This is a genomic window from Tateyamaria sp. ANG-S1 (assembly GCF_000814025.1).
Taxonomy (GTDB): Bacteria; Pseudomonadota; Alphaproteobacteria; order Rhodobacterales; family Rhodobacteraceae; genus Tateyamaria.
This window is the reverse complement of record NZ_JWLL01000009.1, coordinates 219,417-237,851: the sequence shown is the minus strand read 5'-3', so window position 1 is coordinate 237,851 and position 18,435 is coordinate 219,417. Positions and strand designations below refer to the sequence as shown.

General features: G+C 59.7%; 32 protein-coding genes. 24 read left to right on the top strand and 8 right to left on the bottom strand.

Annotation, left to right across the window (positions count from 1 at the left end; all coding sequences use genetic code 11):
• The first annotated feature begins 221 nt into the window (after nt 1–221).
• The 4 genes from rpsJ to RA29_RS18255 are packed head-to-tail and all read left to right on the top strand — an operon-like array spanning nt 222 to nt 2,186.
• A complete protein-coding gene (gene rpsJ, locus RA29_RS18270) occupies nt 222–536 on the top strand; it encodes a 30S ribosomal protein S10 (RefSeq protein ID WP_039688718.1) in 315 nt (104 codons plus the stop codon).
• A gap of 14 nt (nt 537–550) precedes the next feature.
• Nucleotides 551–1,276, top strand: coding sequence for a 50S ribosomal protein L3 (gene rplC / locus RA29_RS18265; protein ID WP_039688641.1), 726 nt, complete (start codon nt 551–553; stop codon nt 1,274–1,276).
• A complete protein-coding gene (rplD, locus tag RA29_RS18260) occupies nt 1,276–1,893 on the top strand; it encodes a 50S ribosomal protein L4 (protein WP_039688638.1) in 618 nt (205 codons plus the stop codon). Before rplC ends, rplD begins: the two co-directional genes overlap by 1 nt.
• Nucleotides 1,890–2,186: a 50S ribosomal protein L23 gene (locus RA29_RS18255; RefSeq protein ID WP_039688636.1), complete on the top strand. Its 297-nt coding sequence runs from the start codon at nt 1,890–1,892 to the stop codon at nt 2,184–2,186. The genes rplD and RA29_RS18255 overlap by 4 nt, the downstream gene beginning before the upstream one ends.
• 167 nt (nt 2,187–2,353) lie before the next feature.
• Here the strand turns inward: RA29_RS18255 and RA29_RS18250 are convergent, their stop codons facing one another.
• A complete protein-coding gene (locus RA29_RS18250) occupies nt 2,354–2,695 on the bottom strand; it encodes a phasin family protein (protein WP_039688634.1) in 342 nt (113 codons plus the stop codon).
• 152 nt (nt 2,696–2,847) lie between these two features.
• On the opposite strand from RA29_RS18250, the gene queF reads away from it, so the two are divergent.
• On the top strand, nt 2,848–3,312 hold the full coding sequence (queF, locus tag RA29_RS18245; RefSeq protein ID WP_039688632.1) for a preQ(1) synthase: 465 nt from the start codon (nt 2,848–2,850) through the stop codon (nt 3,310–3,312).
• Between the two features lie 79 nt (nt 3,313–3,391).
• On the opposite strand, the gene RA29_RS18240 is transcribed toward queF, so the two are convergent.
• Both RA29_RS18240 and RA29_RS18235 read right to left on the bottom strand, forming a co-directional pair.
• The gene (locus RA29_RS18240; RefSeq protein ID WP_039688630.1) at nt 3,392–3,886 is read right to left on the bottom strand and encodes a hypothetical protein; all 495 of its coding nucleotides are present in this window, start codon (nt 3,884–3,886) and stop codon (nt 3,392–3,394) included.
• Nucleotides 3,883–4,449 carry a hypothetical protein gene (locus tag RA29_RS18235; RefSeq protein ID WP_039688628.1) on the bottom strand — a complete coding sequence of 189 codons (567 nt, stop codon included), beginning with the start codon at nt 4,447–4,449 and terminating at the stop codon, nt 3,883–3,885. The genes RA29_RS18240 and RA29_RS18235 overlap by 4 nt, the downstream gene beginning before the upstream one ends.
• Nucleotides 4,450–4,829: 380 nt before the next feature.
• Here RA29_RS18235 and rplB point away from each other — a divergent pair, with 380 nt between their 5' ends.
• Genes rplB through rplP form a run of 5 tightly spaced genes read left to right on the top strand, consistent with a single transcriptional unit; the run spans nt 4,830 to nt 7,464 of the window.
• Nucleotides 4,830–5,672 (top strand): 50S ribosomal protein L2, encoded by an 843-nt coding sequence (rplB, locus tag RA29_RS18230; RefSeq protein ID WP_039688626.1) that lies wholly within the window; start codon nt 4,830–4,832, stop codon nt 5,670–5,672.
• A 3-nt stretch (nt 5,673–5,675) separates the two neighbouring features.
• Entirely contained in the window at nt 5,676–5,954 is a 279-nt protein-coding gene (gene rpsS, locus RA29_RS18225) for a 30S ribosomal protein S19 (protein ID WP_039688624.1), read from the top strand.
• Nucleotides 5,951–6,331, top strand: coding sequence for a 50S ribosomal protein L22 (gene rplV, locus RA29_RS18220; protein ID WP_039688623.1), 381 nt, complete (start codon nt 5,951–5,953; stop codon nt 6,329–6,331). Before rpsS ends, rplV begins: the two co-directional genes overlap by 4 nt.
• Complete coding sequence (gene rpsC / locus RA29_RS18215; protein WP_039688621.1) at nt 6,331–7,038, top strand: 30S ribosomal protein S3; 708 nt, start codon at nt 6,331–6,333, stop codon at nt 7,036–7,038. The genes rplV and rpsC overlap by 1 nt, the downstream gene beginning before the upstream one ends.
• Before the next feature lie 12 nt (nt 7,039–7,050).
• A complete protein-coding gene (rplP, locus tag RA29_RS18210) occupies nt 7,051–7,464 on the top strand; it encodes a 50S ribosomal protein L16 (protein WP_039688620.1) in 414 nt (137 codons plus the stop codon).
• 198 nt (nt 7,465–7,662) lie between these two features.
• Here rplP and RA29_RS18205 read toward each other — a convergent pair whose 3' ends face one another.
• Both RA29_RS18205 and RA29_RS18200 read right to left on the bottom strand, forming a co-directional pair.
• A complete protein-coding gene (locus RA29_RS18205; protein WP_039688618.1) occupies nt 7,663–8,070 on the bottom strand; it encodes a hypothetical protein in 408 nt (135 codons plus the stop codon).
• 454 nt (nt 8,071–8,524) lie between these two features.
• On the bottom strand, nt 8,525–9,145 hold the full coding sequence (locus RA29_RS18200; RefSeq protein ID WP_039688616.1) for a TIGR02466 family protein: 621 nt from the start codon (nt 9,143–9,145) through the stop codon (nt 8,525–8,527).
• Nucleotides 9,146–9,431: 286 nt separating this feature from the next.
• Here RA29_RS18200 and rpmC point away from each other — a divergent pair, with 286 nt between their 5' ends.
• The 11 genes from rpmC to rpmD all read left to right on the top strand — a co-directional run bounded on the left by rpmC (nt 9,432) and on the right by rpmD (nt 13,774).
• Nucleotides 9,432–9,632 carry a 50S ribosomal protein L29 gene (rpmC, locus tag RA29_RS18195; protein ID WP_039688614.1) on the top strand — a complete coding sequence of 67 codons (201 nt, stop codon included), beginning with the start codon at nt 9,432–9,434 and terminating at the stop codon, nt 9,630–9,632.
• A 10-nt stretch (nt 9,633–9,642) separates the two neighbouring features.
• On the top strand, nt 9,643–9,873 hold the full coding sequence (rpsQ, locus tag RA29_RS18190; RefSeq protein WP_008555996.1) for a 30S ribosomal protein S17: 231 nt from the start codon (nt 9,643–9,645) through the stop codon (nt 9,871–9,873).
• Between the two features lie 140 nt (nt 9,874–10,013).
• Complete coding sequence (gene rplN, locus RA29_RS18185; RefSeq protein ID WP_008757934.1) at nt 10,014–10,382, top strand: 50S ribosomal protein L14; 369 nt, start codon at nt 10,014–10,016, stop codon at nt 10,380–10,382.
• 1 nt (nt 10,383) lies between these two features.
• Nucleotides 10,384–10,689 (top strand): 50S ribosomal protein L24, encoded by a 306-nt coding sequence (gene rplX / locus RA29_RS18180; protein WP_039688610.1) that lies wholly within the window; start codon nt 10,384–10,386, stop codon nt 10,687–10,689.
• The gene (rplE, locus tag RA29_RS18175; RefSeq protein WP_039688608.1) at nt 10,689–11,252 is read left to right on the top strand and encodes a 50S ribosomal protein L5; all 564 of its coding nucleotides are present in this window, start codon (nt 10,689–10,691) and stop codon (nt 11,250–11,252) included. Before rplX ends, rplE begins: the two co-directional genes overlap by 1 nt.
• 17 nt (nt 11,253–11,269) lie before the next feature.
• Nucleotides 11,270–11,575: a 30S ribosomal protein S14 gene (gene rpsN, locus RA29_RS18170; protein WP_039688606.1), complete on the top strand. Its 306-nt coding sequence runs from the start codon at nt 11,270–11,272 to the stop codon at nt 11,573–11,575.
• 13 nt (nt 11,576–11,588) lie between these two features.
• Nucleotides 11,589–11,981: a 30S ribosomal protein S8 gene (gene rpsH, locus RA29_RS18165; protein WP_039688604.1), complete on the top strand. Its 393-nt coding sequence runs from the start codon at nt 11,589–11,591 to the stop codon at nt 11,979–11,981.
• A 12-nt stretch (nt 11,982–11,993) separates the two neighbouring features.
• Nucleotides 11,994–12,527: a 50S ribosomal protein L6 gene (rplF, locus tag RA29_RS18160; protein ID WP_039688602.1), complete on the top strand. Its 534-nt coding sequence runs from the start codon at nt 11,994–11,996 to the stop codon at nt 12,525–12,527.
• Between the two features lie 11 nt (nt 12,528–12,538).
• Nucleotides 12,539–12,898: a 50S ribosomal protein L18 gene (gene rplR, locus RA29_RS18155; RefSeq protein WP_039688599.1), complete on the top strand. Its 360-nt coding sequence runs from the start codon at nt 12,539–12,541 to the stop codon at nt 12,896–12,898.
• 103 nt (nt 12,899–13,001) lie between these two features.
• Complete coding sequence (gene rpsE / locus RA29_RS18150) at nt 13,002–13,580, top strand: 30S ribosomal protein S5 (protein WP_039688597.1); 579 nt, start codon at nt 13,002–13,004, stop codon at nt 13,578–13,580.
• 5 nt (nt 13,581–13,585) lie between these two features.
• Nucleotides 13,586–13,774: a 50S ribosomal protein L30 gene (rpmD, locus tag RA29_RS18145; RefSeq protein ID WP_039688595.1), complete on the top strand. Its 189-nt coding sequence runs from the start codon at nt 13,586–13,588 to the stop codon at nt 13,772–13,774.
• A gap of 80 nt (nt 13,775–13,854) precedes the next feature.
• On the opposite strand, the gene RA29_RS18140 is transcribed toward rpmD, so the two are convergent.
• The gene (locus RA29_RS18140; RefSeq protein ID WP_241462645.1) at nt 13,855–14,604 is read right to left on the bottom strand and encodes a VWA domain-containing protein; all 750 of its coding nucleotides are present in this window, start codon (nt 14,602–14,604) and stop codon (nt 13,855–13,857) included.
• Nucleotides 14,605–14,653: 49 nt separating this feature from the next.
• On the opposite strand from RA29_RS18140, the gene RA29_RS18135 reads away from it, so the two are divergent.
• Nucleotides 14,654–15,298 carry a DsbA family protein gene (locus RA29_RS18135; RefSeq protein WP_039688590.1) on the top strand — a complete coding sequence of 215 codons (645 nt, stop codon included), beginning with the start codon at nt 14,654–14,656 and terminating at the stop codon, nt 15,296–15,298.
• Here RA29_RS18135 and RA29_RS18130 read toward each other — a convergent pair.
• Nucleotides 15,255–15,950, bottom strand: coding sequence for a hypothetical protein (locus RA29_RS18130; protein WP_039688589.1), 696 nt, complete (start codon nt 15,948–15,950; stop codon nt 15,255–15,257). The genes RA29_RS18135 and RA29_RS18130 overlap by 44 nt on opposite strands.
• Before the next feature lie 129 nt (nt 15,951–16,079).
• Nucleotides 16,080–16,727 carry a hypothetical protein gene (locus tag RA29_RS18125; protein ID WP_039688587.1) on the bottom strand — a complete coding sequence of 216 codons (648 nt, stop codon included), beginning with the start codon at nt 16,725–16,727 and terminating at the stop codon, nt 16,080–16,082.
• 378 nt (nt 16,728–17,105) lie between these two features.
• On the opposite strand from RA29_RS18125, the gene RA29_RS18120 reads away from it, so the two are divergent.
• Both RA29_RS18120 and rplO read left to right on the top strand, forming a co-directional pair.
• Nucleotides 17,106–17,750: a hypothetical protein gene (locus RA29_RS18120; protein WP_152613077.1), complete on the top strand. Its 645-nt coding sequence runs from the start codon at nt 17,106–17,108 to the stop codon at nt 17,748–17,750.
• Nucleotides 17,751–17,962: 212 nt separating this feature from the next.
• Nucleotides 17,963–18,433, top strand: coding sequence for a 50S ribosomal protein L15 (gene rplO, locus RA29_RS18115; protein ID WP_039688584.1), 471 nt, complete (start codon nt 17,963–17,965; stop codon nt 18,431–18,433).
• The last annotated feature ends 2 nt before the right edge of the window (nt 18,434–18,435 follow it).

Here is an 18,435-nt window from a genome sequence, read left to right as displayed (position 1 = left end):
GGCGTGGTGTCGAAAATCACAGAATAAGCTTACGGCGAGCAGCGCCCAGATTTTCTGCCGGGTGCTGTTCTCATTGCTTTTGCATGCAAAAGCAATTGCCACACACTGGGTGCACCGGGCTATGCCCGGCACCCCCGACAACAAAGACGCGACGAGGGGTGTCGGTGGTCGAGACCCCTCCTCTCCGTTGGAAGCCCGAATAAGGGAACACGACAATGGCCATCCAAAGCCAAAACATACGCATTCGGCTGAAGGCGTTTGACTATCGTGTGCTGGACGCGTCCACGCAGGAAATCGTCAACACCGCCAAACGCACCGGTGCGTCCGTGCGCGGCCCGATCCCGCTGCCGAACAAGATCGAAAAGTTCACCGTTCTGCGCGGCCCGCACATCGACAAGAAATCCCGCGATCAGTTCGAGATCCGCACGCACAAGCGTCTTCTCGACATCGTCGATCCGACCCCCCAGACCGTGGACGCGCTGATGAAGCTCGACCTCGCCGCTGGTGTGGATGTCGAGATCAAGCTGCAGTCGTAAGGAGGGTATAGAATATGCGCTCTGGAATTCTCGCAAAGAAGGTGGGGATGACCCGCCTGTTCATGGAAGACGGCAAGCAAGTGCCCGTCACCGTGCTGCAACTCGACGCCCTGCAGGTTGTCGGTCAGCGGACCTCGGACAAGGACGGCTACACCGCCGTGACCCTTGGCGCCGGGACCCCCAAGGTCAAGCGCGTGTCCAAGGCCATGCGCGGCCACTTCGCCGCCCAGAAAGTCGAACCCAAGCGGAAGCTGGTCGAATTTCGCGTGACCGAAGACAACATGATCGACGTTGGCGAAGAGATCATTGCTGATCACTACTTCGAAGGTCAGTTTGTGGACGTCACCGGCACGTCGATTGGTAAAGGCTTTGCCGGTGCCATGAAACGTCACAACTTCGGTGGTTTGCGCGCCTCGCACGGTGTGTCGATTTCCCACCGTTCGCACGGTTCGACCGGCCAATGTCAGGACCCCGGCAAGGTGTTCAAAGGCAAGAAGATGGCAGGTCACATGGGGGCCGCAAAGGTGACCACGCAGAACCTTCAGGTTGTGCGCACCGACAGCGACCGTGGTCTGATCATGATCAAGGGTGCCGTGCCCGGATCGAAAGGCGGTTGGGTCACAGTCAAGGACGCGGTCAAAAAGCCGTTCCCTCAAAACGCTGTTCTTCCGGCTGCTTTGCGGTCCGCTCAGAAGGCGGAGCCCGCGGCGGATGAAGCTACGAAAGAAGGTGACGAATAATGAAACTCGACGTCATCAAACTGGACGGCGGCAAAGCCGGGTCTGTCGAGCTGAGCGAGGACCTCTTTGGTCTCGAGCCCCGCGCCGATATCCTGCACCGCATGGTCCGCTGGCAGCGCAACAATGCGCAGGCTGGCACCCACAAGGTCAAGACGCGCTCGGAAACCAGCTACTCGACCAAGAAGATCTATCGCCAGAAGGGCACCGGCGGCGCGCGCCACGGTGACCGCAACGCGCCGATCTTCCGCAAGGGTGGTATCTACAAGGGTCCGACGCCCCGTTCGCACGGCCACGACCTGCCCAAGAAGTTCCGCAAGCTTGGTCTCAAGCACGCGCTGTCGGCCAAGGCCAAGGCAGGCGAGCTGGTGATCATTGAGGATGCGGCTGCCGCGGGCAAAACCGCCGCCCTGGCTAAGCAGGTCAAGGACCTGGGCTGGAAGCGTGCGCTGGTGATTGATGGGGCTTCGGTCAACGAGGACTTCCTGAAGGCATCGCGCAACATCGAAGGTCTGGATATCCTGCCGACGATGGGTGCAAACGTATATGACATCCTGAAGCGTGACACCCTGGTGATCACGAAGGCGGGTGTCGAAGCACTGGAGGCTCGTTTGAAATGAGTGCCAAGGCAGAACATTACGACGTGATCCGCAAGCCGATCATCACGGAGAAAGCGACCATGGCGTCCGAGAATGGCGCGATCGTTTTTGAAGTGGCGATGGACAGCAACAAGCCCCAGATCAAGGAGGCCGTTGAGGCGCTCTTTGGTGTGAAGGTGAAGGCCGTGAACACGACCATCACGAAGGGCAAGGTCAAGCGTTTCCGCGGCCAGTTGGGCAAGCGGAAGGACGTGAAAAAGGCCTATGTCACGCTGGAAGAAGGCAACACGATCGACGTGACCACCGGTCTTTGATCGGCGGGGCGGGGTGAGCCCTGCCTTACGGAAAGATTGATGAACCCCGGCTGCGATTGCGGTCGGGGTTTTTCGTTGTCCCATGGTGGGACGCGCGCGGGCTTGCCTGAAATCAACGGGTTACAGCGGCGCATTAGGGATTTGTTAGGGTTTTGGCCCGCGCGACCCTAGAGCGGGACGTCGTCATATTTGCGGGAAAAGGGCGAGGTGCCGTCGGCTGCGCGTTGGCCCGTGGCGCTGGTCATCAGGGCCATCATGCGGGCCGTTTGTTCGGAATAGTCCTGGGCGGCATCGCGACAGTAGTCCGAATGCACCTGCATCAGTGCTGCGGGCGAGGTGCAGGTCATCATGGCCTGTTGGGCGGCGAGCGCCTTTTGCATCCGGTCGAGGGCGAAAGTGCTGCAGGCGGAGGTCATCTCCATCCACGCTTGTGCTGCGACGGGATTGAACGCGGTCAGGGGCGCTGTTGCGGGGGTGACTTTTGCGGGGTCGGGCTTGGATTTCGGCATAGTGGGTCCTGTTTTGCTGATCTGCGCGCAGGATGCCCGATTTTTCCGCCCCCCGCTTTGATCTGGATCGTGTCATCGCTAGGGTGCCGCAGAAATAAAGACAGCATATGGGGCCGCCTGATGGTGCCGCCCCGTCCAGAGAGGAAACACGCATGTCCGAGACGATCTACAGTAATCTCAAGCAATTGGGCGGGGCGACGGTCCAGCCATCCTCCCCCGAGGAGGCGGAGCTGGAGCGGGTGCAGAACCCGCAGGCCGACGTGGCCTATAACGTGCGGTTCACGGCGCCGGAGTTCACGTCGCTGTGCCCGATGACGGGGCAGCCCGACTTTGCCCATCTGGTGATCGACTATGTACCGGGGCAGTGGCTGGTGGAGAGTAAGTCGTTGAAGCTGTACCTGACGTCCTTCCGCAATCACGGGGCGTTTCACGAGGATTGCACGATTTCCATTGCGCGGCGGTTGGTGGATTTTCTGGAGCCCGCTTGGTTGCGGATCGGGGGGTACTGGTATCCGCGCGGTGGCATTCCGATTGATGTGTTCTGGCAGACGGGGGAGATGCCGGAGGGCGTGTGGATCCCGGATCAAGGAGTGCCGTCCTATCGTGGGCGGGGGTAGCGGGGCAGATCTCCCCGATCTCCCCGATCGCCGCGTCGTCCGAGAAAAAGCGCGCTTGCATGCTTCGCCGCGCGCCCCGTTAGTCGCAGGTGGCCTCTACATCGTAGCTGAGCGAGATGCTGTGTCCCCAAAGCTCTTGTCCGGTTGTGCCAGATTGCGCCGTGATCTGCGCCGACGATCCGGTCAGGCAAAATGAAACGGAATCCTGGACGCCGTTACCTGTCAAGTCCACGTCAAGTGTGTCGATGTCCGACAATGTGATCACCGGCATGCCGTCGTGCATTGGGAGCATTACGCCGACCCGTCCCGACAGCTGCTCTGCCTGTTGAGGTGACAGAGTGAACCGCCCTCCTTCGGACAGTATGAGATTTGGCACGATCTGTGCGGGCGTGTCGCCCGCCCCCAAAAGAACCAATGCCCCCACGCCGTTGGCAACCGGTGTAACGCCTTCTACCTGTTCGGGCGTCACCGATATGTCATTGATATGGACGACGGACACAGGCGTTGTTTGATCGGCGGCAGCGCTGGTTGGCCCGACAGCCAGTGCTGCCACAAGTACAAATCGGCGCATCATCTGCCGTCCGTGGACCAGTGTGGCGGGTCCGAGGCAAGTTTCACCACGCCATAGGTTTTGCCAACGGCATGCAGCTCTTTGTTCTGTCCCGACTTGGGCGATGACTTGATCACCACCTCCTTGCCTTTCTTGTCCTTGATTTTGAGTTCCTTGTTCCACTTGATCGTCCAGTCGATCGCCTTGCCTTCGATGTGGCGGCTGGTCAGGCTGGGCTTGTACGCAATGTTAAAGCCGCTGGATCCGATCATTTCCTTGGCTGCTTTAATGCTCTTGGCTGCATCGCCATGATCCCAGTTGATATCGACCCCTGTGATTTTCGGGACTTTGTCTGGCGCCGTTTTCTTATTTGCGACATCCCAGGCATAGCGCATGATGTATGCCCGCGACTTGTTGCGTTTCGTGCTGGACACGATGATCGTTGCCCCGGCTGCTTTGAGCGCCTTTTCAAACGCCTGGACGCTTGTTTTGAACCCGCTGGCAAGGGCCGAGATCTTGTTGCTGTTGGGGTATTTCGATTGATTTGCCTTGAACCAAGCCAAGCCGGACAGATTTTTATCAGCCATGGAAGGAGCACCTTGCTATCAATGGTATAAATATACGGCCACTATTGCGGGAACCCAGATCCACTGCAACCACGGGTTCGACGAGCAGCGGGTATTTGCGCGGACTTTGTTTGCGCGCGCTCCTCTGTCGTTTGGCGACGGACAACAGTGCGGATGGCCTCGCCAGCGTTTTATTTTTGGGTGCGCTTGACCGTACATACGCAGTGTCTTAAACGACCCCATCTGCACCGCCCCGGATTCGTCCGGGGCTTTGCTGTTGTTCGTAAGGCGGATGCGTCATCCGCCGGACCGGACGCACTACTCGGGCACCTTCGGGGGCCTTTAACCATAGGCGGGGGTGATCGCACCCATCGTCGTTTAGCAAAACGGAAGACAGTAACATGGCACTCAAGTCGTACAAGCCGACGACGCCGGGCCAGCGTGGGCTGGTTCTGATCGACCGTTCGGAGCTGTGGAAGGGGCGCCCCGTCAAGGCGCTGACCGAAGGTCTCACCAAGAATGGTGGCCGCAACAACACCGGACGGATCACGATGCGCCGCAAGGGCGGCGGGGCAAAGCGCCTCTATCGGATCGTCGATTTCAAACGGAACAAGATGGACGTCACGGCCACCGTCGTGCGCATCGAATACGACCCCAACAGGACCGCGTTCATTGCCCTCGTGCAATATGAAGATGGTGAGCAGGCTTATGTCCTGGCGCCCCAGCGTCTGGCTGTGGGCGACAAGATCGTGTCGAGCCTGAAGGCCGACATCAAGCCCGGCAACACCATGCCCTTTTCCGGCATGCCCATCGGGACAATCGTGCACAACATCGAGCTGAAGCCCGGCAAGGGTGGTCAGATCGCGCGTGCTGCCGGCACCTATGCCCAGTTCGTGGGTCGTGACGGTGGCTATGCCCAGATCCGTCTCAGCTCGGGCGAGCTGCGTCTGGTCCGTCAGGAATGCCGCGCCACCGTGGGTGCCGTGTCGAACCCCGACAACTCGAACCAGAACTTCGGTAAAGCGGGCCGTATGCGCCACAAGGGCATTCGTCCGTCTGTCCGTGGTGTGGTTATGAACCCGATCGATCACCCCCATGGTGGTGGTGAAGGCCGGACCTCGGGTGGTCGTCACCCCGTGTCGCCCTGGGGCAAGCCCACCAAAGGTGCGCGGACCCGCAACAAGAACAAAGCGTCGCAGAAGCTTATCATCCGCTCGCGTCACGCCAAGAAGAAGGGGCGCTAAGATATGGCACGCTCTGTTTGGAAAGGCCCGTTTGTCGACAGCTATGTGCTGAAGAAAGCGGAAGCGGCCCGCGAGTCGGGACGCAACGAAGTCATCAAGATCTGGTCCCGTCGGTCCACCATTCTGCCCCAGTTCGTGGGTCTGACCTTTGGTGTGTATAACGGCCAGAAGCATATTCCCGTGAACGTGACCGAAGAGATGATCGGCCAGAAGTTCGGTGAATATTCGCCCACGCGGACCTATTACGGTCACGCCGCTGACAAGAAGGCGAAGCGCAAATGAGCAAGGATAAGAACCCCCGCCGCGTGGCGGACAACGAGGCGATGGCGAAGACGCGCATGCTGCGCACGTCTCCGCAGAAGCTGAACCTGGTTGCCCAGATGATCCGTGGCAAGAAGGTGGATAAGGCCCTGACGGACCTGACCTTTTCCAAGAAGCGGATCGCGCAGGACGTCAAGAAGTGCCTGCAATCGGCCATCGCCAACGCAGAAAACAACCACAACCTGGATGTGGACGAGTTGATCGTGGCGGAAGCCTGGGTTGGCAAGAACCTCACCATGAAACGTGGTCGCCCGCGTGCCCGCGGTCGTTTCGGCAAGATCATCAAGCCGTTCGCCGAGATCACGATCAAAGTGCGCCAGGTAGAGGAGCAAGCCTGATGGGTCAGAAAGTCAATCCGATCGGCATGCGCCTGCAGGTGAACCGCACCTGGGACAGCCGCTGGTACGCCGACACCAAGGATTACGGGAACCTTCTTCTGGAAGACCTTAAAATCCGTGAGTTCATCAACAAAGAGTGCAAGCAGGCCGGTGTGGCCCGTGTGATCATCGAGCGTCCGCACAAGAAGTGCCGCGTCACGATCCACACAGCCCGCCCCGGTGTCATCATCGGCAAGAAAGGCGCGGACATCGAAGTGCTGCGCAAGAAGCTGGCCAAGATGACCGAGAGCGAGCTGCACCTCAACATCGTTGAGGTTCGCAAGCCCGAGCTGGACGCGCAACTGGTGGGCGAGAGCATCGCGCAGCAGCTCGAGCGTCGTGTGTCCTTCCGCCGTGCCATGAAGCGCGCCGTGCAGAACGCCATGCGTATGGGTGCCCTGGGCATCCGCGTGAACGTTGCCGGCCGTCTGGGTGGGGCAGAGATTGCCCGCACCGAGTGGTACCGCGAAGGCCGTGTGCCTCTTCACACCTTGCGGGCGGACATCGATTACGCCCACGCCGAAGCGATGACCCCCTACGGGATCATCGGGATCAAGGTCTGGATCTTCAAAGGTGAGATCATGGAGCACGATCCGGCTGCCCGCGACCGCAAGGCCCAGGAACTCCAGGACGGTCCGGCCCCCCGTGGCGCCGGTGGCCGTCGCTAAAGGAGAGTAGAGATGCTTCAACCAAAGCGTACGAAGTTCCGTAAGCAGTTCAAAGGCTCGATCAAGGGCAAGGCAAAGGGCGGGTCTGACCTGAACTTTGGCACCTACGGCCTGAAAGCGCTGCAGCCCGAGCGGGTCACCGCCCGTCAGATCGAAGCTGCACGTCGTGCGATGACACGTCACATGAAACGTCAGGGCCGGGTCTGGATCCGGATCTTCCCCGACGTGCCTGTGACCGCCAAGCCGATCGAAGTGCGGATGGGTAAAGGTAAGGGCTCGGTCGACCGTTGGGCGGCCAAGGTCAAACCCGGCCGCGTGATGTTCGAGATCGACGGTGTGAATGATGACGTGGCCCGTGAGGCCCTGCGTCTGGCGGCGATGAAGCTGCCGATCAAGACGCGGGTTGTCGTCAGAGAAGATTGGTAAATCTTCTCTGACCGTGCGCGGCAGGGTATTTGCCAAAGGCAAATGCACGAGAGCGGCACCCGGCAGAAATTGAGAAGCCCCCGGCGTGAGAGCGTCGGGGGCTACTTTTTTGCATTTCGACTTTGTTTCCGCCATTCGAAGTACTTCGACAGCAAATAAACGATGGATGCTACGCCACCTACAATCGTTGCGCTCAACTCAATTGCACCCATTTTTTTTGTCCTTTCGTGGTCTTGGGAGTGCCCACTTGGAGCCACTTTGCAGGTACTCAAGGCGCCCTTCTGATCTAAACCTCGACAGATATGAACGGAGAGTGTTTTCCGGAAATGCCTCAATGACCAACGCAATTGCATTTTTAATCTGATTGAGCGTCGCTCCAGACTGCTTCCGTTGTTTTTGCGTTTCTATTTCATCCGCCGCGAGTCCAAGCGCAGCAAACTTCTTTGCTGTTCTTGGTTCGATTTTGTCTGTATCGCGTAGAAGGTGTCTTCTGAAATACAGCTTTTTGTAAGCTGTATCCCAAAGTCTATCCTCCTCTTGCAAATCTATGATTTGCTGGGCAATGGCTGCCCTTCGCGCATTTATTTCAGTAAATTTGTTGCTCATGTCGCCAATATGGGTGGCTCAAGCGCTGATGCAATATGAAAAAAATGGTTTAAGAACTTACTCTATGAAAAAATATTTTTGTAAAAACAATAGCTTATACAGGTAATATATGACTCACACAATATAAGCCAAAGGCTTATATTGTGTGCGCATTTTTGTCAATGCCTTCGCTTTTTGAGGAACTGTTGATGCAGAAGGGGCGTCAGCAGCAAACTAGGCGCGGACTCAAGGCCGTAGGCCGCCGCGCAATCGACAGGCCACCCCCGGGCCTGTCGATTGGGTGATGTCAGCGCTTCGCTCGAATGGAAGATGTGTTTGGCTGCCATAAAGTGCTGCTGAATGGGCGTTGGATCGACAGACCGTGGCCTGTCGATAGCGCGGCTCGGTGGATTGGATCGGGCGCGTGCGGTGCGCAGTGAATGCGCACCCTACGGAGTGCGGGGTATCTCGATCCTCACTCCCAACCGTAGTTGAAACTCACCGACACCCGTTCCTCTTCGGCCATGTTCATCGGCACCTCGTGCCGCAGCCAGCTTTCCCAGAGCAGCACGTCGCCCACTGACGGTTTGGCGTAGTGGAATTGGCGCAGGTCCTCGGGCGCGTCTTTTGTGCGACCCGGTGAGGCCATCATCATCGGCAGACGAGGGTCTTCGAGTTTCAGGGCGCTCGTGCCTTCGGGCATCGCCACGTAGGTCGTGCCGGAGATGACGGAGTGGGGGTGGATGTGGCTGGTGTGGATGCCGCCCTCGGGTAGGATGTTGATCCAGATACTGTCGAGTTTGAGTGTCTTGTCGCCCAGATCGAAGGCGAGTGCCTTGGCGAAGGCGGCGACGTGGGCGTCGAGCGCCTTGACCACATCCGCGAAGATCGGGAAGCGCCAGGGAAGGTCGTCGAGCGAGGCGTAGGAGGTGTAGCCAGGATAGCCCTCGCGTTCGCACCAGTCGTGGCCGGCCTCGTCATCCTCGGCGATGGCGTAGCAATGCTGTTCCAGCTCGTCGGGGTCGACCTTGGGGGCGAACTCGGAGAGGGGGGCGCGGTAGAGGCGGGTGGCGAAGAGGGATGTGATTTGAGACATGTCGGTTCCATATCGTGGATCGCGATATGGAACCAGTGCGCGGCAGGGTGTTTGCGTCAGCAAATGCACGAGAGCGGCACCCGGTTGTGGTGGTATCTCGTAGCCCAACGAGACATATATATAGTGTGCATGGCGGCGGTCCCGCGCACCCCTGTTTTTCTTTGCCGGAAAGGGGTTGCCATACCCCCGGTGCCCCCATATACGGCCCCTCTATTCACCCACTCCACGGGAATCGGTGTCACGCCCAGTTGGGCCGCACCCTCGTGATGTTGAAAGGACAAAGGCGATGAACGCCCAGGAACTTCGGGATAAAACCCCGGACCAGCTGCGTGATGAGCTGGCAAATCTGAAGAAAGAAGCCTTTAACCTGCGTTTCCAGCAGGCCACAGGTCAGCTTGAGAACCCGGCGCGTCTGCGCTCGGTCCGTCGGGATGCTGCGCGCGTCAAGACGATCCTCAACGAACAAGCCCGCAACGCGGCAGAATAAGGAGAGCACTATGCCAAAGCGTATCCTGCAAGGCGTCGTGACCTCCGACGCAAACGCACAAACAGTCACCGTGTCCGTCGAGCGCCGCTTTACGCACCCGGTTCTGAAAAAGACCATTCGTAAGTCCAAGAAGTACCGGGCGCACGATGAAAAGAATGCCTTCAAGGTCGGTGACACCGTTCGCATCATCGAATGCGCGCCGAAATCGAAGACAAAACGCTGGGAGGTGCTGGAGGCGTAAGCCTGCGCTCATCCAGACCTGACGGTCTGTCTTCGCGAAGACGGGCCAAGGGGCCGGATGAGCCAACGCACCAACCGCATTAATCGAAACCCTGGGGATCAGGCGAACGCATCAGCCCCCCAAAGGTCGGGAGACACCAAATGATCCAGATGCAGACAAACCTGGATGTTGCTGACAACTCCGGCGCCCGCCGAGTGCAGTGCATCAAGGTTCTGGGTGGTTCCAAGCGTAAATACGCATCCGTGGGCGACATCATCGTCGTGTCGGTCAAGGAAGCCATCCCACGTGGTCGCGTGAAGAAAGGCGACGTCCGCAAGGCCGTCGTCGTGCGCACCGCCAAGGAGGTCCGTCGCGAAGACGGCACCGCGATCCGCTTTGATCGCAACGCCGCCGTCATCCTGAACAACAACAACGAACCCGTTGGCACACGTATCTTCGGGCCGGTTGTTCGCGAACTGCGCGGCAAGAACTTCATGAAAATCATCTCGCTCGCCCCGGAGGTGCTGTGATATGGCTGCCAAACTGAAAAAAGGCGACAAGGTCGTCGTTCTCGCTGGCAAGGACAAGGGCAAGGAAGGCACCATTTCTTCCGTGAACCCCAAGGCGAACAAGGCCGTTGTTGATGGCATCAACATCGCCATCCGCGCCACCCGTCAGACCCAGCAAAGCCAAGGTGGTCGCATCCCCAAGGCGATGCCGATCGACCTTAGCAACCTTGCGCTGCTCGACTCCAACGGCAAACCCACCCGCGTGGGCTTCAAGATGGATGGAGACAAGAAAGTGCGCTTTGCCAAGACAACAGGGGACGTGATCTGATGCTCGACACAGCCAACTACACCCCGCGCCTGAAGGCCCAGTACAAGGACAGCATCCGCGCTGCCCTGAAAGAGGAATTCGGCTACAAGAACGACATGCAGATCCCGCGTCTGGACAAGATCGTTCTGAACATCGGTTGCGGCGCTGAAGCTGTCAAAGACAGCAAGAAAGCAAAATCCGCACAGGAAGATCTGACCGCCATCGCCGGTCAAAAGGCCATGACCACCCGCGCCAAGAAGTCCATCGCTGGCTTCCGCGTGCGTGAGGACATGCCCTTGGGTGCGAAGGTTACCCTGCGCGGCGACCGCATGTATGAATTCCTGGACCGTCTGATCACCATCGCGCTGCCCCGCGTCCGCGACTTCCGCGGCGTGTCCGGCACATCCTTTGATGGCCGTGGCAACTACGCCATGGGCATGAAAGAGCACATCGTCTTCCCCGAGATCGACTTCGACAAGGTCGACGAGACCTGGGGGATGGACATCGTGATCACCACGACAGCCGACACCGATGCCGAAGCAAAATCCTTGCTGAAGCACTTCAACATGCCCTTCAACTCGTAAGCGCGGGAGAACAAGATATGGCGAAAAAATCCATGATCGCGCGCGAAGTGAAGCGCGAAAAGCTGGTGAAGAAGTACGCGGCAAAGCGCGCGGCTTTGAAAGAGATCATCAGCGATGAAAGCAAACCGATGGAAGAGCGTTTCCGCGCCTCGCTGAAGCTGGCAAAACTGCCCCGCAACAGCTCGGCCACGCGCCTTCACAATCGCTGCCAGCTGACCGGTCGGCCGCACGCTTACTACCGTAAGCTGAAGATCAGCCGGATCGCGTTGCGGGAGCTTGGCTCTGCCGGCCAGATCCCCGGTCTTGTGAAATCAAGCTGGTAAGGGAGAGATAGTCATGAACGATCCTATCGGCGATATGCTCACCCGTATCCGCAACAGCCAGATGCGCGGCAAATCCGTGGTTGAGACGCCTGCGTCGAAACTGCGCGAGCGCGTGCTGGAAGTGCTGGCGGACGAGGGTTACATCCGTGGTTTCGAGAAAACCACCGGTGCAAACGGCCACCCGGCCATTGAAATCAGCCTGAAGTACTATGAAGGCGAGCCTGTGATCCGCGAACTGAAGCGCGTGTCCAAGCCCGGCCGTCGTGTGTACATGGGTGTGGGCGAGATCCCGCAGGTCCGTCAGGGCCTCGGTGTCGCGATTGTCTCCACCTCCAAGGGCGTGATGTCGGATGCAAGCGCGCGCAGCCAGAATGTTGGCGGCGAAGTGCTTTGCACGATCTTCTAAGGAGAACAGCAGATGTCTCGTATTGGTAAGAAACCGGTCGATCTGCCCTCGGGTGTCTCCGCCACCCTCTCCGGTCAGACGATCGAAGTGAAGGGCCCCAAGGGCACCCGCAGCTTCACCGCCACCGACGACGTGACCCTCAAGGTCGAAGACAACGTTGTCACCATCGAACCCCGCGGCAAGTCCAAGCGCGCGCGCCAGCAGTGGGGCATGTCCCGCACGCAGGTGCAGAACTGCGTGACCGGCGTGACCGAAGGCTTCAAGAAAGAGCTGGAGATCCAGGGTGTGGGTTACCGGGCGCAGATGCAGGGCAACACCCTGAAGCTGAACCTGGGCCTGTCGCACGACGTGGATTTCGTGGCGCCCGAGGGTGTCACCGTGACTGCCCCCAAGCAGACCGAGATTGTGGTCGAGGGCATCGACCAGCAACAGGTTGGCGAAGTGGCCGCGAAAATCCGCGAGTGGCGTAAGCCCGAGCCCTACAAGGGCAAAGGCATCCGCTACAAAGGTGAATTTATCTTCCGCAAGGAAGGTAAGAAGAAGTAAGGACCAGACAGATGGCAAACAGCAAACGGACCCTGTTCCTCAAGCGCCGCCTGCGCGTCCGGAACAAACTGCGCAAGGTCAACGCTGGCCGCGCGCGCCTGAGCGTGCACCGTTCCAACAAGAACATCAGCGTTCAGCTGATCGACGATGTGAACGGCGTGACCCTCGCCTCGGCCTCTTCCCTGGAAAAGGACCTGGGCGTTGTCGGCAAGAATAACATCGACGCGGCCACCAAGGTGGGCACGGCGATTGCCGAGCGCGCGAAGAAAGCTGGCGTGGAAGAAGCGTATTTCGACCGCGGTGGTTTCCTCTTTCATGGCAAGGTGAAGGCTCTGGCCGACGCTGCGCGTGAAGGTGGTTTGAAGATCTAAGACCCTGTGAGGGGCGGCACCGCCCCTCCGATGATCCGGGAGCCTTTGGTTCACTGGGATTGAGTTAAACTGGCGAAAGCCACCTGAGTAAGGATGTGTTCTGATGGCAGAACGTGAAAACCGCCGGGGCAACCGTCGCGACCGCGACGAGGCACCGGAATTTGCAGATCGCCTGGTTGCGATCAACCGCGTGTCGAAAACAACGAAAGGTGGCAAGAACTTCGGTTTCGCCGCGCTCGTCGTTGTGGGCGACCAGAAGGGCCGCGTCGGTTTCGGCAAAGGTAAAGCGAAAGAGGTCCCCGAGGCCATTCGCAAGGCCACCGAGCAAGCCAAGCGCCAGATGATCCGCGTGCAACTGCGCGAAGGCCGCACGCTGCACCACGACATGGAAGGCCGTCACGGCGCCGGTAAGGTCGTCATGCGCACCGCGCCTGAGGGTACCGGGATCATCGCCGGTGGTCCGATGCGTGCCGTGTTCGAGATGCTGGGCGTCAAAGACGTTGTGTCGAAGTCCATCGGTTCGGCCAACCCCTACAACATGATCCGGGCCACCATCGACGGTCTGAAGAAAGAGCAAAGCCCCCGTGGCGTTGCCCAGCGTCGTGGCAAGAAGGTCGCTGACATCCTGCCCAAGCGGGACGAAGCGCCGTCCGAGCAAAGCCAAGTGGCTGAGGAGGCCTGAGACAGATGGCAAAGACAATCGTCGTCAAACAGATCGGCTCGCCCATCCGTCGTCCGCAAGACCAGCGCGCGACCCTGATCGGCCTGGGCCTGAACAAGATGCACAAGACCCGTGAGCTGGAAGATACGCCTTCCGTCCGCGGCATGGTCCGGAAAATCCCGCACCTGGTCGAGATCATCGAAGAGAAGGGCTAAACGCCCCGGCTGTCTGGCGCTGTGCCGGATGACAGACTTTGAACGCCCCGCCTTTTGGTGGGGCGTTTTCGTTTGAGTGCCTACGATACTGTGCGCCTGGGGGTGGTTGATCCGATCAGAGCGCAGCCCAGCGTGGCGCGCAGCGCGTCCGCGAGTTCGTCCACCGTTTCTGTCGAGACGTAGAGCCCACCTGTCCGGTCCGCGAGGCATTTGGCCACCGTGTTGCCTGCGCCCACGTCCACCTGTTCCGGGTTGTCCCAGCTGAAGAAGTCCACGACCACCTGGAAGCCGATGACGTGGACGGTGAGGTCTTTGGCCTCGGACGCGAGTGCTGTTCCAAGCGCGCAAGGCCGTCCGCCGCAGGTCTCATTACCGTCTGTCACCAGCACGACGATGCCGGATCGGTTGCGGTAGTCGAGCGCGTCTGCTGCCGCGCGGACGGAGGCGGCGAGGGCCGTCAGCCCCTTGGGTTGCATCGCGTCGATTTCGGTCAGGATGTCGGTGGCGGCATCGGCGCGAGGGCCGAAGCGGAGGTCGATATTGGCGCAGCTGTCTGCGTTGCTGCCGGGGCCGTAGGTCAGAAGGCCCACGCGGCGGAAGGGGGTGATGTCGGGCAGCGCGTCGCGCAGCGCCTGCCGCGCGTCCACGATGCGGGTCTTGCGCGAGATGTCGAAGCTGAGCTCGTCCATGGAGGCGGAGCCGTCAAAGACCAGCATCGCGTCTCTTGCGCATCCTGCGGCTGTGAGTGCTGAGGGCAGGGCGGTTGCGAGGGCAGCGGCGAGGGTGAGGGCGCGGAACATGGATGCAGAGTGGCATTGCCCGACCCTCATGCGCAACGGTGCATTGTGTGCTTGTGCGTTGCACCCTAGCCTGTGGATCATGACCGAATTGACCTATTACTATTCCGCGCATTCCGCCTTTGCTTATCTTGGTTCAAAACGTGTGATGCAGATTTGTGCCGCGCACGGGCTGACGCTGGTGCATCGCCCCATTCCCCTGTCGCCGGTGGTCGAAGCGCAGGGCAGTCTGCCGTTTCGGCAGCGGACGCAGGCGCATGTGGACTATTTCTTTGGCCGGGAGATCGAGCGGTGGGCGGAGCTGCGGGACGTGCCGGTCGTGTCGTTCCGCCCGACGCATCACGATGCGGATTATACGCTGGCCAGCCACTTAATCCTCGCTCTTGGGGATCGGGGGCCGGATATCGATGCACTGGCGCATGCCATTCTGGAGGCGCACTGGCGGGACGATGCGGACTTGTCGGATGCGTTCACGTTGCGCGCGCTCGTGGCCCGGTTGGGGCATGATGCGGATGCGCTCTTTGCTGCGGCCAGTGCGCCTGATGTGGCGGTGCAGTATGAGGCGAACGCACAGGCCGCGTTGGCGGCCAGTGTGTTTGGCTCACCGACCTATGTGCTGGAGGGGGAGGTGTTTTATGGGCAGGACCGGCTGGAGGTGCTGGAACGCGCGGTCACGCAGCCGTTCACTCCGACGCGCTGGGTGAACCCGCCCGTTGAAACGACATGACCGACAGGGTCAGCTGCTGGCGATGCTCGGGCTCTTCTGCGACCGGGCGCCGCTTTTGCACGAGCCGCCCTGCGGCCATACAGGCCATGATCCCACCAGACAGCGCCATGACATAGAGCGGGTAGGCCAGCAGCAGCCAGTCCGCGCGCCCGACGGCCACGACGGCCAACAGGGCAGAGACGAAGAATGCGGCCCATGTGGCCCACGTTTCAGATTGCGGGTCGAGGAACGCCTTTTTCATCGTCAGAAGCCCGCCCATCATCGACATGGTGATGGTGACGAAGAGGGCATAGGCGGCACTTTCCATCTCGGCCCAGAGCCAGATGCCGACGGCGGTTGCCGTCAGAACCTGGCTGTCCTCGGTCTGGAACTTCAGGCCGGTCGTTTTCCAGAAGGTCAGGGCGCAGATGATGACGGTGCCCGCGGTCTGGATCGCGGCGAAGCCGAGCGACCTGTCGGCGCCTTCATAGACCTGACTGAGCAAGGACACAGCGCTGAGTAGCGCCCAGATCAGCCATGAGGCTCGTTCGGGTCGTGTGCGGTTTGTCAGGATGTCGCGAATGTAGGGCCAGAACGCATAGATGCTGAGCAGGGCCGAGGCGAGCCCGGCGCGGTATGCGACATCAGGATGCTGTGCAATGGCGTGCAGCAAGGGGGGCTCCGGTTGTGTGTGGTGGCCTGTTTCGGTGTGCGTTTGTGCCCATTCGGGTCTGTATTGGGCTGCGAGTATACCCGAAATCTGCCCAAGAACAGCTATATCTTGCGCTGGCCCGCGCTTTTTCTACATGAGGTCCCCGGCGGTTCGCCTTGTGGTCGAAAATACCACCTGACGTCCGCGATTGCGGCCCATGGCCATGGCGAGGATGATCCCGGTGTAGAGGCACAGAAGGTAGAGCGGGTAGGCCAGCAGCACCCGGTCGAGGCTGCCGACCGCGCAGATCGCACAGGCCGACGCCGCCCATGAGATGACCCATGTCGACATCGTCTCGGTCCCCGGCGCGCGGTAGGCTTTGGCGATGGTTGCTGCACCACCCAGCATGGAGATCGAGATGGTGATGAAGAGCGCATAGGCCGCGCTGTCCGTCGTGGCCCAAAGGCCCAGACCGATGGCGGCGGCGGCGAGGATCGACTCGTCACCCGGGTTCAGGAACCGGCCCTGACCGCGCCAGATGGCCAGGCCGAAGATCACGACGGTCCAGCCGACCTGAATGGCCGCAAACCAGAGCGACTCGGTTGCGCCTTCGACGATCTGGGAGACAAGGGCGATGCTGCCGAGGACCGACCAGATCAGCCAGCATGCCCGTTGCGGCTGTGTTCGGCCACGCACCACATCGCGGGCGTAGGGGTAGAAGGCATAGATGCTGAGGACGGCCGAGGCGATGCCGAAAAGGCGCAGGGGGTCGCCGCCTTGGGTAATGGCGTCAAACAATGGATTTCTCCAAAATCAAGTTCGCCCAGCCGGGCAAAAGCGTCATCAAAAAATATGCGGACCACATCCGCCGTGCGTAGGCGTAGCTTTTTCATTGGCGGCGGGGCAGTCCGGTTTTCCATACCCTGGCGAATTGTGCATGCCGGTCGATTCCATATGTGACGCGGCGGCCTGCTTTATTGATTTGCATCGTGGCCAATGCCAAAAAAGTGAAAGGATTGACGATAGAATTGAACCAATTCGCTCGCGTTGGTTGAAGTGAATCCACTGCGGGTAGAATGATTAACGAACGATTAAGTAAACCCTGTACTTCCAGACGATTCGACCGAATATGACTTGTGAATGTTTGGTGTGGATAGTGTGGAAGGGTATAGTTTCATGCGGATTATTCGGAATACTTTGGCAGGCGCAGCCTTTGCAATTGCGGCTATGGGAAGTGCTGCGAGTGCATTGAGCGTGGATTTCACCGGGTCAGATCCGGCTCCGGCCAACCAGTTGATGTTTGACTTTGGCAATCTGACGTTGACCGTTACGGCGGGCACGTTTCCCAGAAATCCAAACCCGGGCAATATCAACTTCAACACCCGCCTCGTCGATCAGGACAATGACGGGCTTGGTGCGGATGCGCCATTTTTTGACAGCGATCAGATTGACGGGTTCTTCGGCAATGATGTTCTTGTGTTCAGCTTCAGCCGCGAGGTGACGCTGGATTCGATCCTGTTCGGGAATGTGGACGGTAACGATGACTTTGCCTTTGGCTCCGTCGTGGGCAGTTCGTTCTCGCGCATCGTGAGCTTTCAGGATGTCCCGACCACATCGTTCGATCTGGCCGGCATTTCGCCCAATGGTGAGAATATCGGCCTGTCCTTCGGGATCGGTGCGATCGGGCGCAACGACGACTTTACGGTTGCCGGTCTGAGTTTCACGCCGACACCCATTCCGCTGCCCGCAACAGGGTTCCTGTTGCTGGGTGCACTTGGCCTGGGTGCTGCTGGAGCCCGGATGCGTCGCAAGCAGGCATAGAATTGTGTGTTAACTGGTGATGGGTCGCGTCCCTTTTGGGGCGCGACTTTTGTTTTGTGTGGTGCCCTGTTGCGCATGTCTGAGGGTTGCCTGAACCGATTGGCCCGTCTATACGCGCCCGGTGGCGCACTGCGCCGCGAGAATCAAAACCAAGAAACGCCGTGGTTGTCCTGTTCACGCTTCGTGGGGCACATCCGGCAAGGAGAAGCGATATGAAACTGAACGAACTGCGCGACAATCCTGGCGCAACCAAGAAACGCACCCGCGTTGGCCGCGGTCCCGGCTCTGGCAAGGGCAAGATGGGTGGCCGTGGTATCAAAGGTCAGAAGTCCCGTTCGGGTGTGGCCATCAACGGCTACGAAGGCGGCCAGATGCCGCTTTACCAACGTCTGCCCAAGCGTGGCTTTAACAAGCCGAACCGCAAGGCTTTCGCCGTTGTGAACCTGGGCCTGATCCAGAAGTTCATCGATGCGGGCAAGCTGGACGCCAAAGCAGCTATTGACGAGGATGCGCTGATCGCATCCGGCCTCGTGCGCCGCAAGCTGGACGGTGTCCGCGTTCTGGCCAAGGGTGAGATCACCACGAAAGTTGAACTTTCGGTGACTGGTGCGTCGAAGTCCGCTGTGGAAGCCGTTGAAAAAGCGGGCGGGTCGCTGACGACCACCGCGGCGGCCGCCGAGTAAGC

What these genes read in the sequence shown, in the direction of transcription:
- rplC (WP_039688641.1), top strand. Translation starts at nt 551, where the DNA reads ATGCGCTCTGGAATTCTCGCAAAGAAGGTGGGGATGACCCGCCTGTTC.
- rplD (WP_039688638.1), top strand. Translation starts at nt 1,276, where the DNA reads ATGAAACTCGACGTCATCAAACTGGACGGCGGCAAAGCCGGGTCTGTC.
- RA29_RS18255 (WP_039688636.1), top strand. Translation starts at nt 1,890, where the DNA reads ATGAGTGCCAAGGCAGAACATTACGACGTGATCCGCAAGCCGATCATC.
- RA29_RS18250 (WP_039688634.1), bottom strand. Translation starts at nt 2,695, where the DNA reads ATGCCGAAATCCAAGCCCGACCCCGCAAAAGTCACCCCCGCAACAGCG.
- queF (WP_039688632.1), top strand. Translation starts at nt 2,848, where the DNA reads ATGTCCGAGACGATCTACAGTAATCTCAAGCAATTGGGCGGGGCGACG.
- RA29_RS18240 (WP_039688630.1), bottom strand. Translation starts at nt 3,886, where the DNA reads ATGATGCGCCGATTTGTACTTGTGGCAGCACTGGCTGTCGGGCCAACC.
- RA29_RS18235 (WP_039688628.1), bottom strand. Translation starts at nt 4,449, where the DNA reads ATGGCTGATAAAAATCTGTCCGGCTTGGCTTGGTTCAAGGCAAATCAA.
- rplB (WP_039688626.1), top strand. Translation starts at nt 4,830, where the DNA reads ATGGCACTCAAGTCGTACAAGCCGACGACGCCGGGCCAGCGTGGGCTG.
- rpsS (WP_039688624.1), top strand. Translation starts at nt 5,676, where the DNA reads ATGGCACGCTCTGTTTGGAAAGGCCCGTTTGTCGACAGCTATGTGCTG.
- rplV (WP_039688623.1), top strand. Translation starts at nt 5,951, where the DNA reads ATGAGCAAGGATAAGAACCCCCGCCGCGTGGCGGACAACGAGGCGATG.
- rpsC (WP_039688621.1), top strand. Translation starts at nt 6,331, where the DNA reads ATGGGTCAGAAAGTCAATCCGATCGGCATGCGCCTGCAGGTGAACCGC.
- rplP (WP_039688620.1), top strand. Translation starts at nt 7,051, where the DNA reads ATGCTTCAACCAAAGCGTACGAAGTTCCGTAAGCAGTTCAAAGGCTCG.
- RA29_RS18205 (WP_039688618.1), bottom strand. Translation starts at nt 8,070, where the DNA reads ATGAGCAACAAATTTACTGAAATAAATGCGCGAAGGGCAGCCATTGCC.
- RA29_RS18200 (WP_039688616.1), bottom strand. Translation starts at nt 9,145, where the DNA reads ATGTCTCAAATCACATCCCTCTTCGCCACCCGCCTCTACCGCGCCCCC.
- rpmC (WP_039688614.1), top strand. Translation starts at nt 9,432, where the DNA reads ATGAACGCCCAGGAACTTCGGGATAAAACCCCGGACCAGCTGCGTGAT.
- rpsQ (WP_008555996.1), top strand. Translation starts at nt 9,643, where the DNA reads ATGCCAAAGCGTATCCTGCAAGGCGTCGTGACCTCCGACGCAAACGCA.
- rplN (WP_008757934.1), top strand. Translation starts at nt 10,014, where the DNA reads ATGATCCAGATGCAGACAAACCTGGATGTTGCTGACAACTCCGGCGCC.
- rplX (WP_039688610.1), top strand. Translation starts at nt 10,384, where the DNA reads ATGGCTGCCAAACTGAAAAAAGGCGACAAGGTCGTCGTTCTCGCTGGC.
- rplE (WP_039688608.1), top strand. Translation starts at nt 10,689, where the DNA reads ATGCTCGACACAGCCAACTACACCCCGCGCCTGAAGGCCCAGTACAAG.
- rpsN (WP_039688606.1), top strand. Translation starts at nt 11,270, where the DNA reads ATGGCGAAAAAATCCATGATCGCGCGCGAAGTGAAGCGCGAAAAGCTG.
- rpsH (WP_039688604.1), top strand. Translation starts at nt 11,589, where the DNA reads ATGAACGATCCTATCGGCGATATGCTCACCCGTATCCGCAACAGCCAG.
- rplF (WP_039688602.1), top strand. Translation starts at nt 11,994, where the DNA reads ATGTCTCGTATTGGTAAGAAACCGGTCGATCTGCCCTCGGGTGTCTCC.
- rplR (WP_039688599.1), top strand. Translation starts at nt 12,539, where the DNA reads ATGGCAAACAGCAAACGGACCCTGTTCCTCAAGCGCCGCCTGCGCGTC.
- rpsE (WP_039688597.1), top strand. Translation starts at nt 13,002, where the DNA reads ATGGCAGAACGTGAAAACCGCCGGGGCAACCGTCGCGACCGCGACGAG.
- rpmD (WP_039688595.1), top strand. Translation starts at nt 13,586, where the DNA reads ATGGCAAAGACAATCGTCGTCAAACAGATCGGCTCGCCCATCCGTCGT.
- RA29_RS18140 (WP_241462645.1), bottom strand. Translation starts at nt 14,604, where the DNA reads ATGAGGGTCGGGCAATGCCACTCTGCATCCATGTTCCGCGCCCTCACC.
- RA29_RS18135 (WP_039688590.1), top strand. Translation starts at nt 14,654, where the DNA reads ATGACCGAATTGACCTATTACTATTCCGCGCATTCCGCCTTTGCTTAT.
- RA29_RS18120 (WP_152613077.1), top strand. Translation starts at nt 17,106, where the DNA reads ATGCGGATTATTCGGAATACTTTGGCAGGCGCAGCCTTTGCAATTGCG.
- rplO (WP_039688584.1), top strand. Translation starts at nt 17,963, where the DNA reads ATGAAACTGAACGAACTGCGCGACAATCCTGGCGCAACCAAGAAACGC.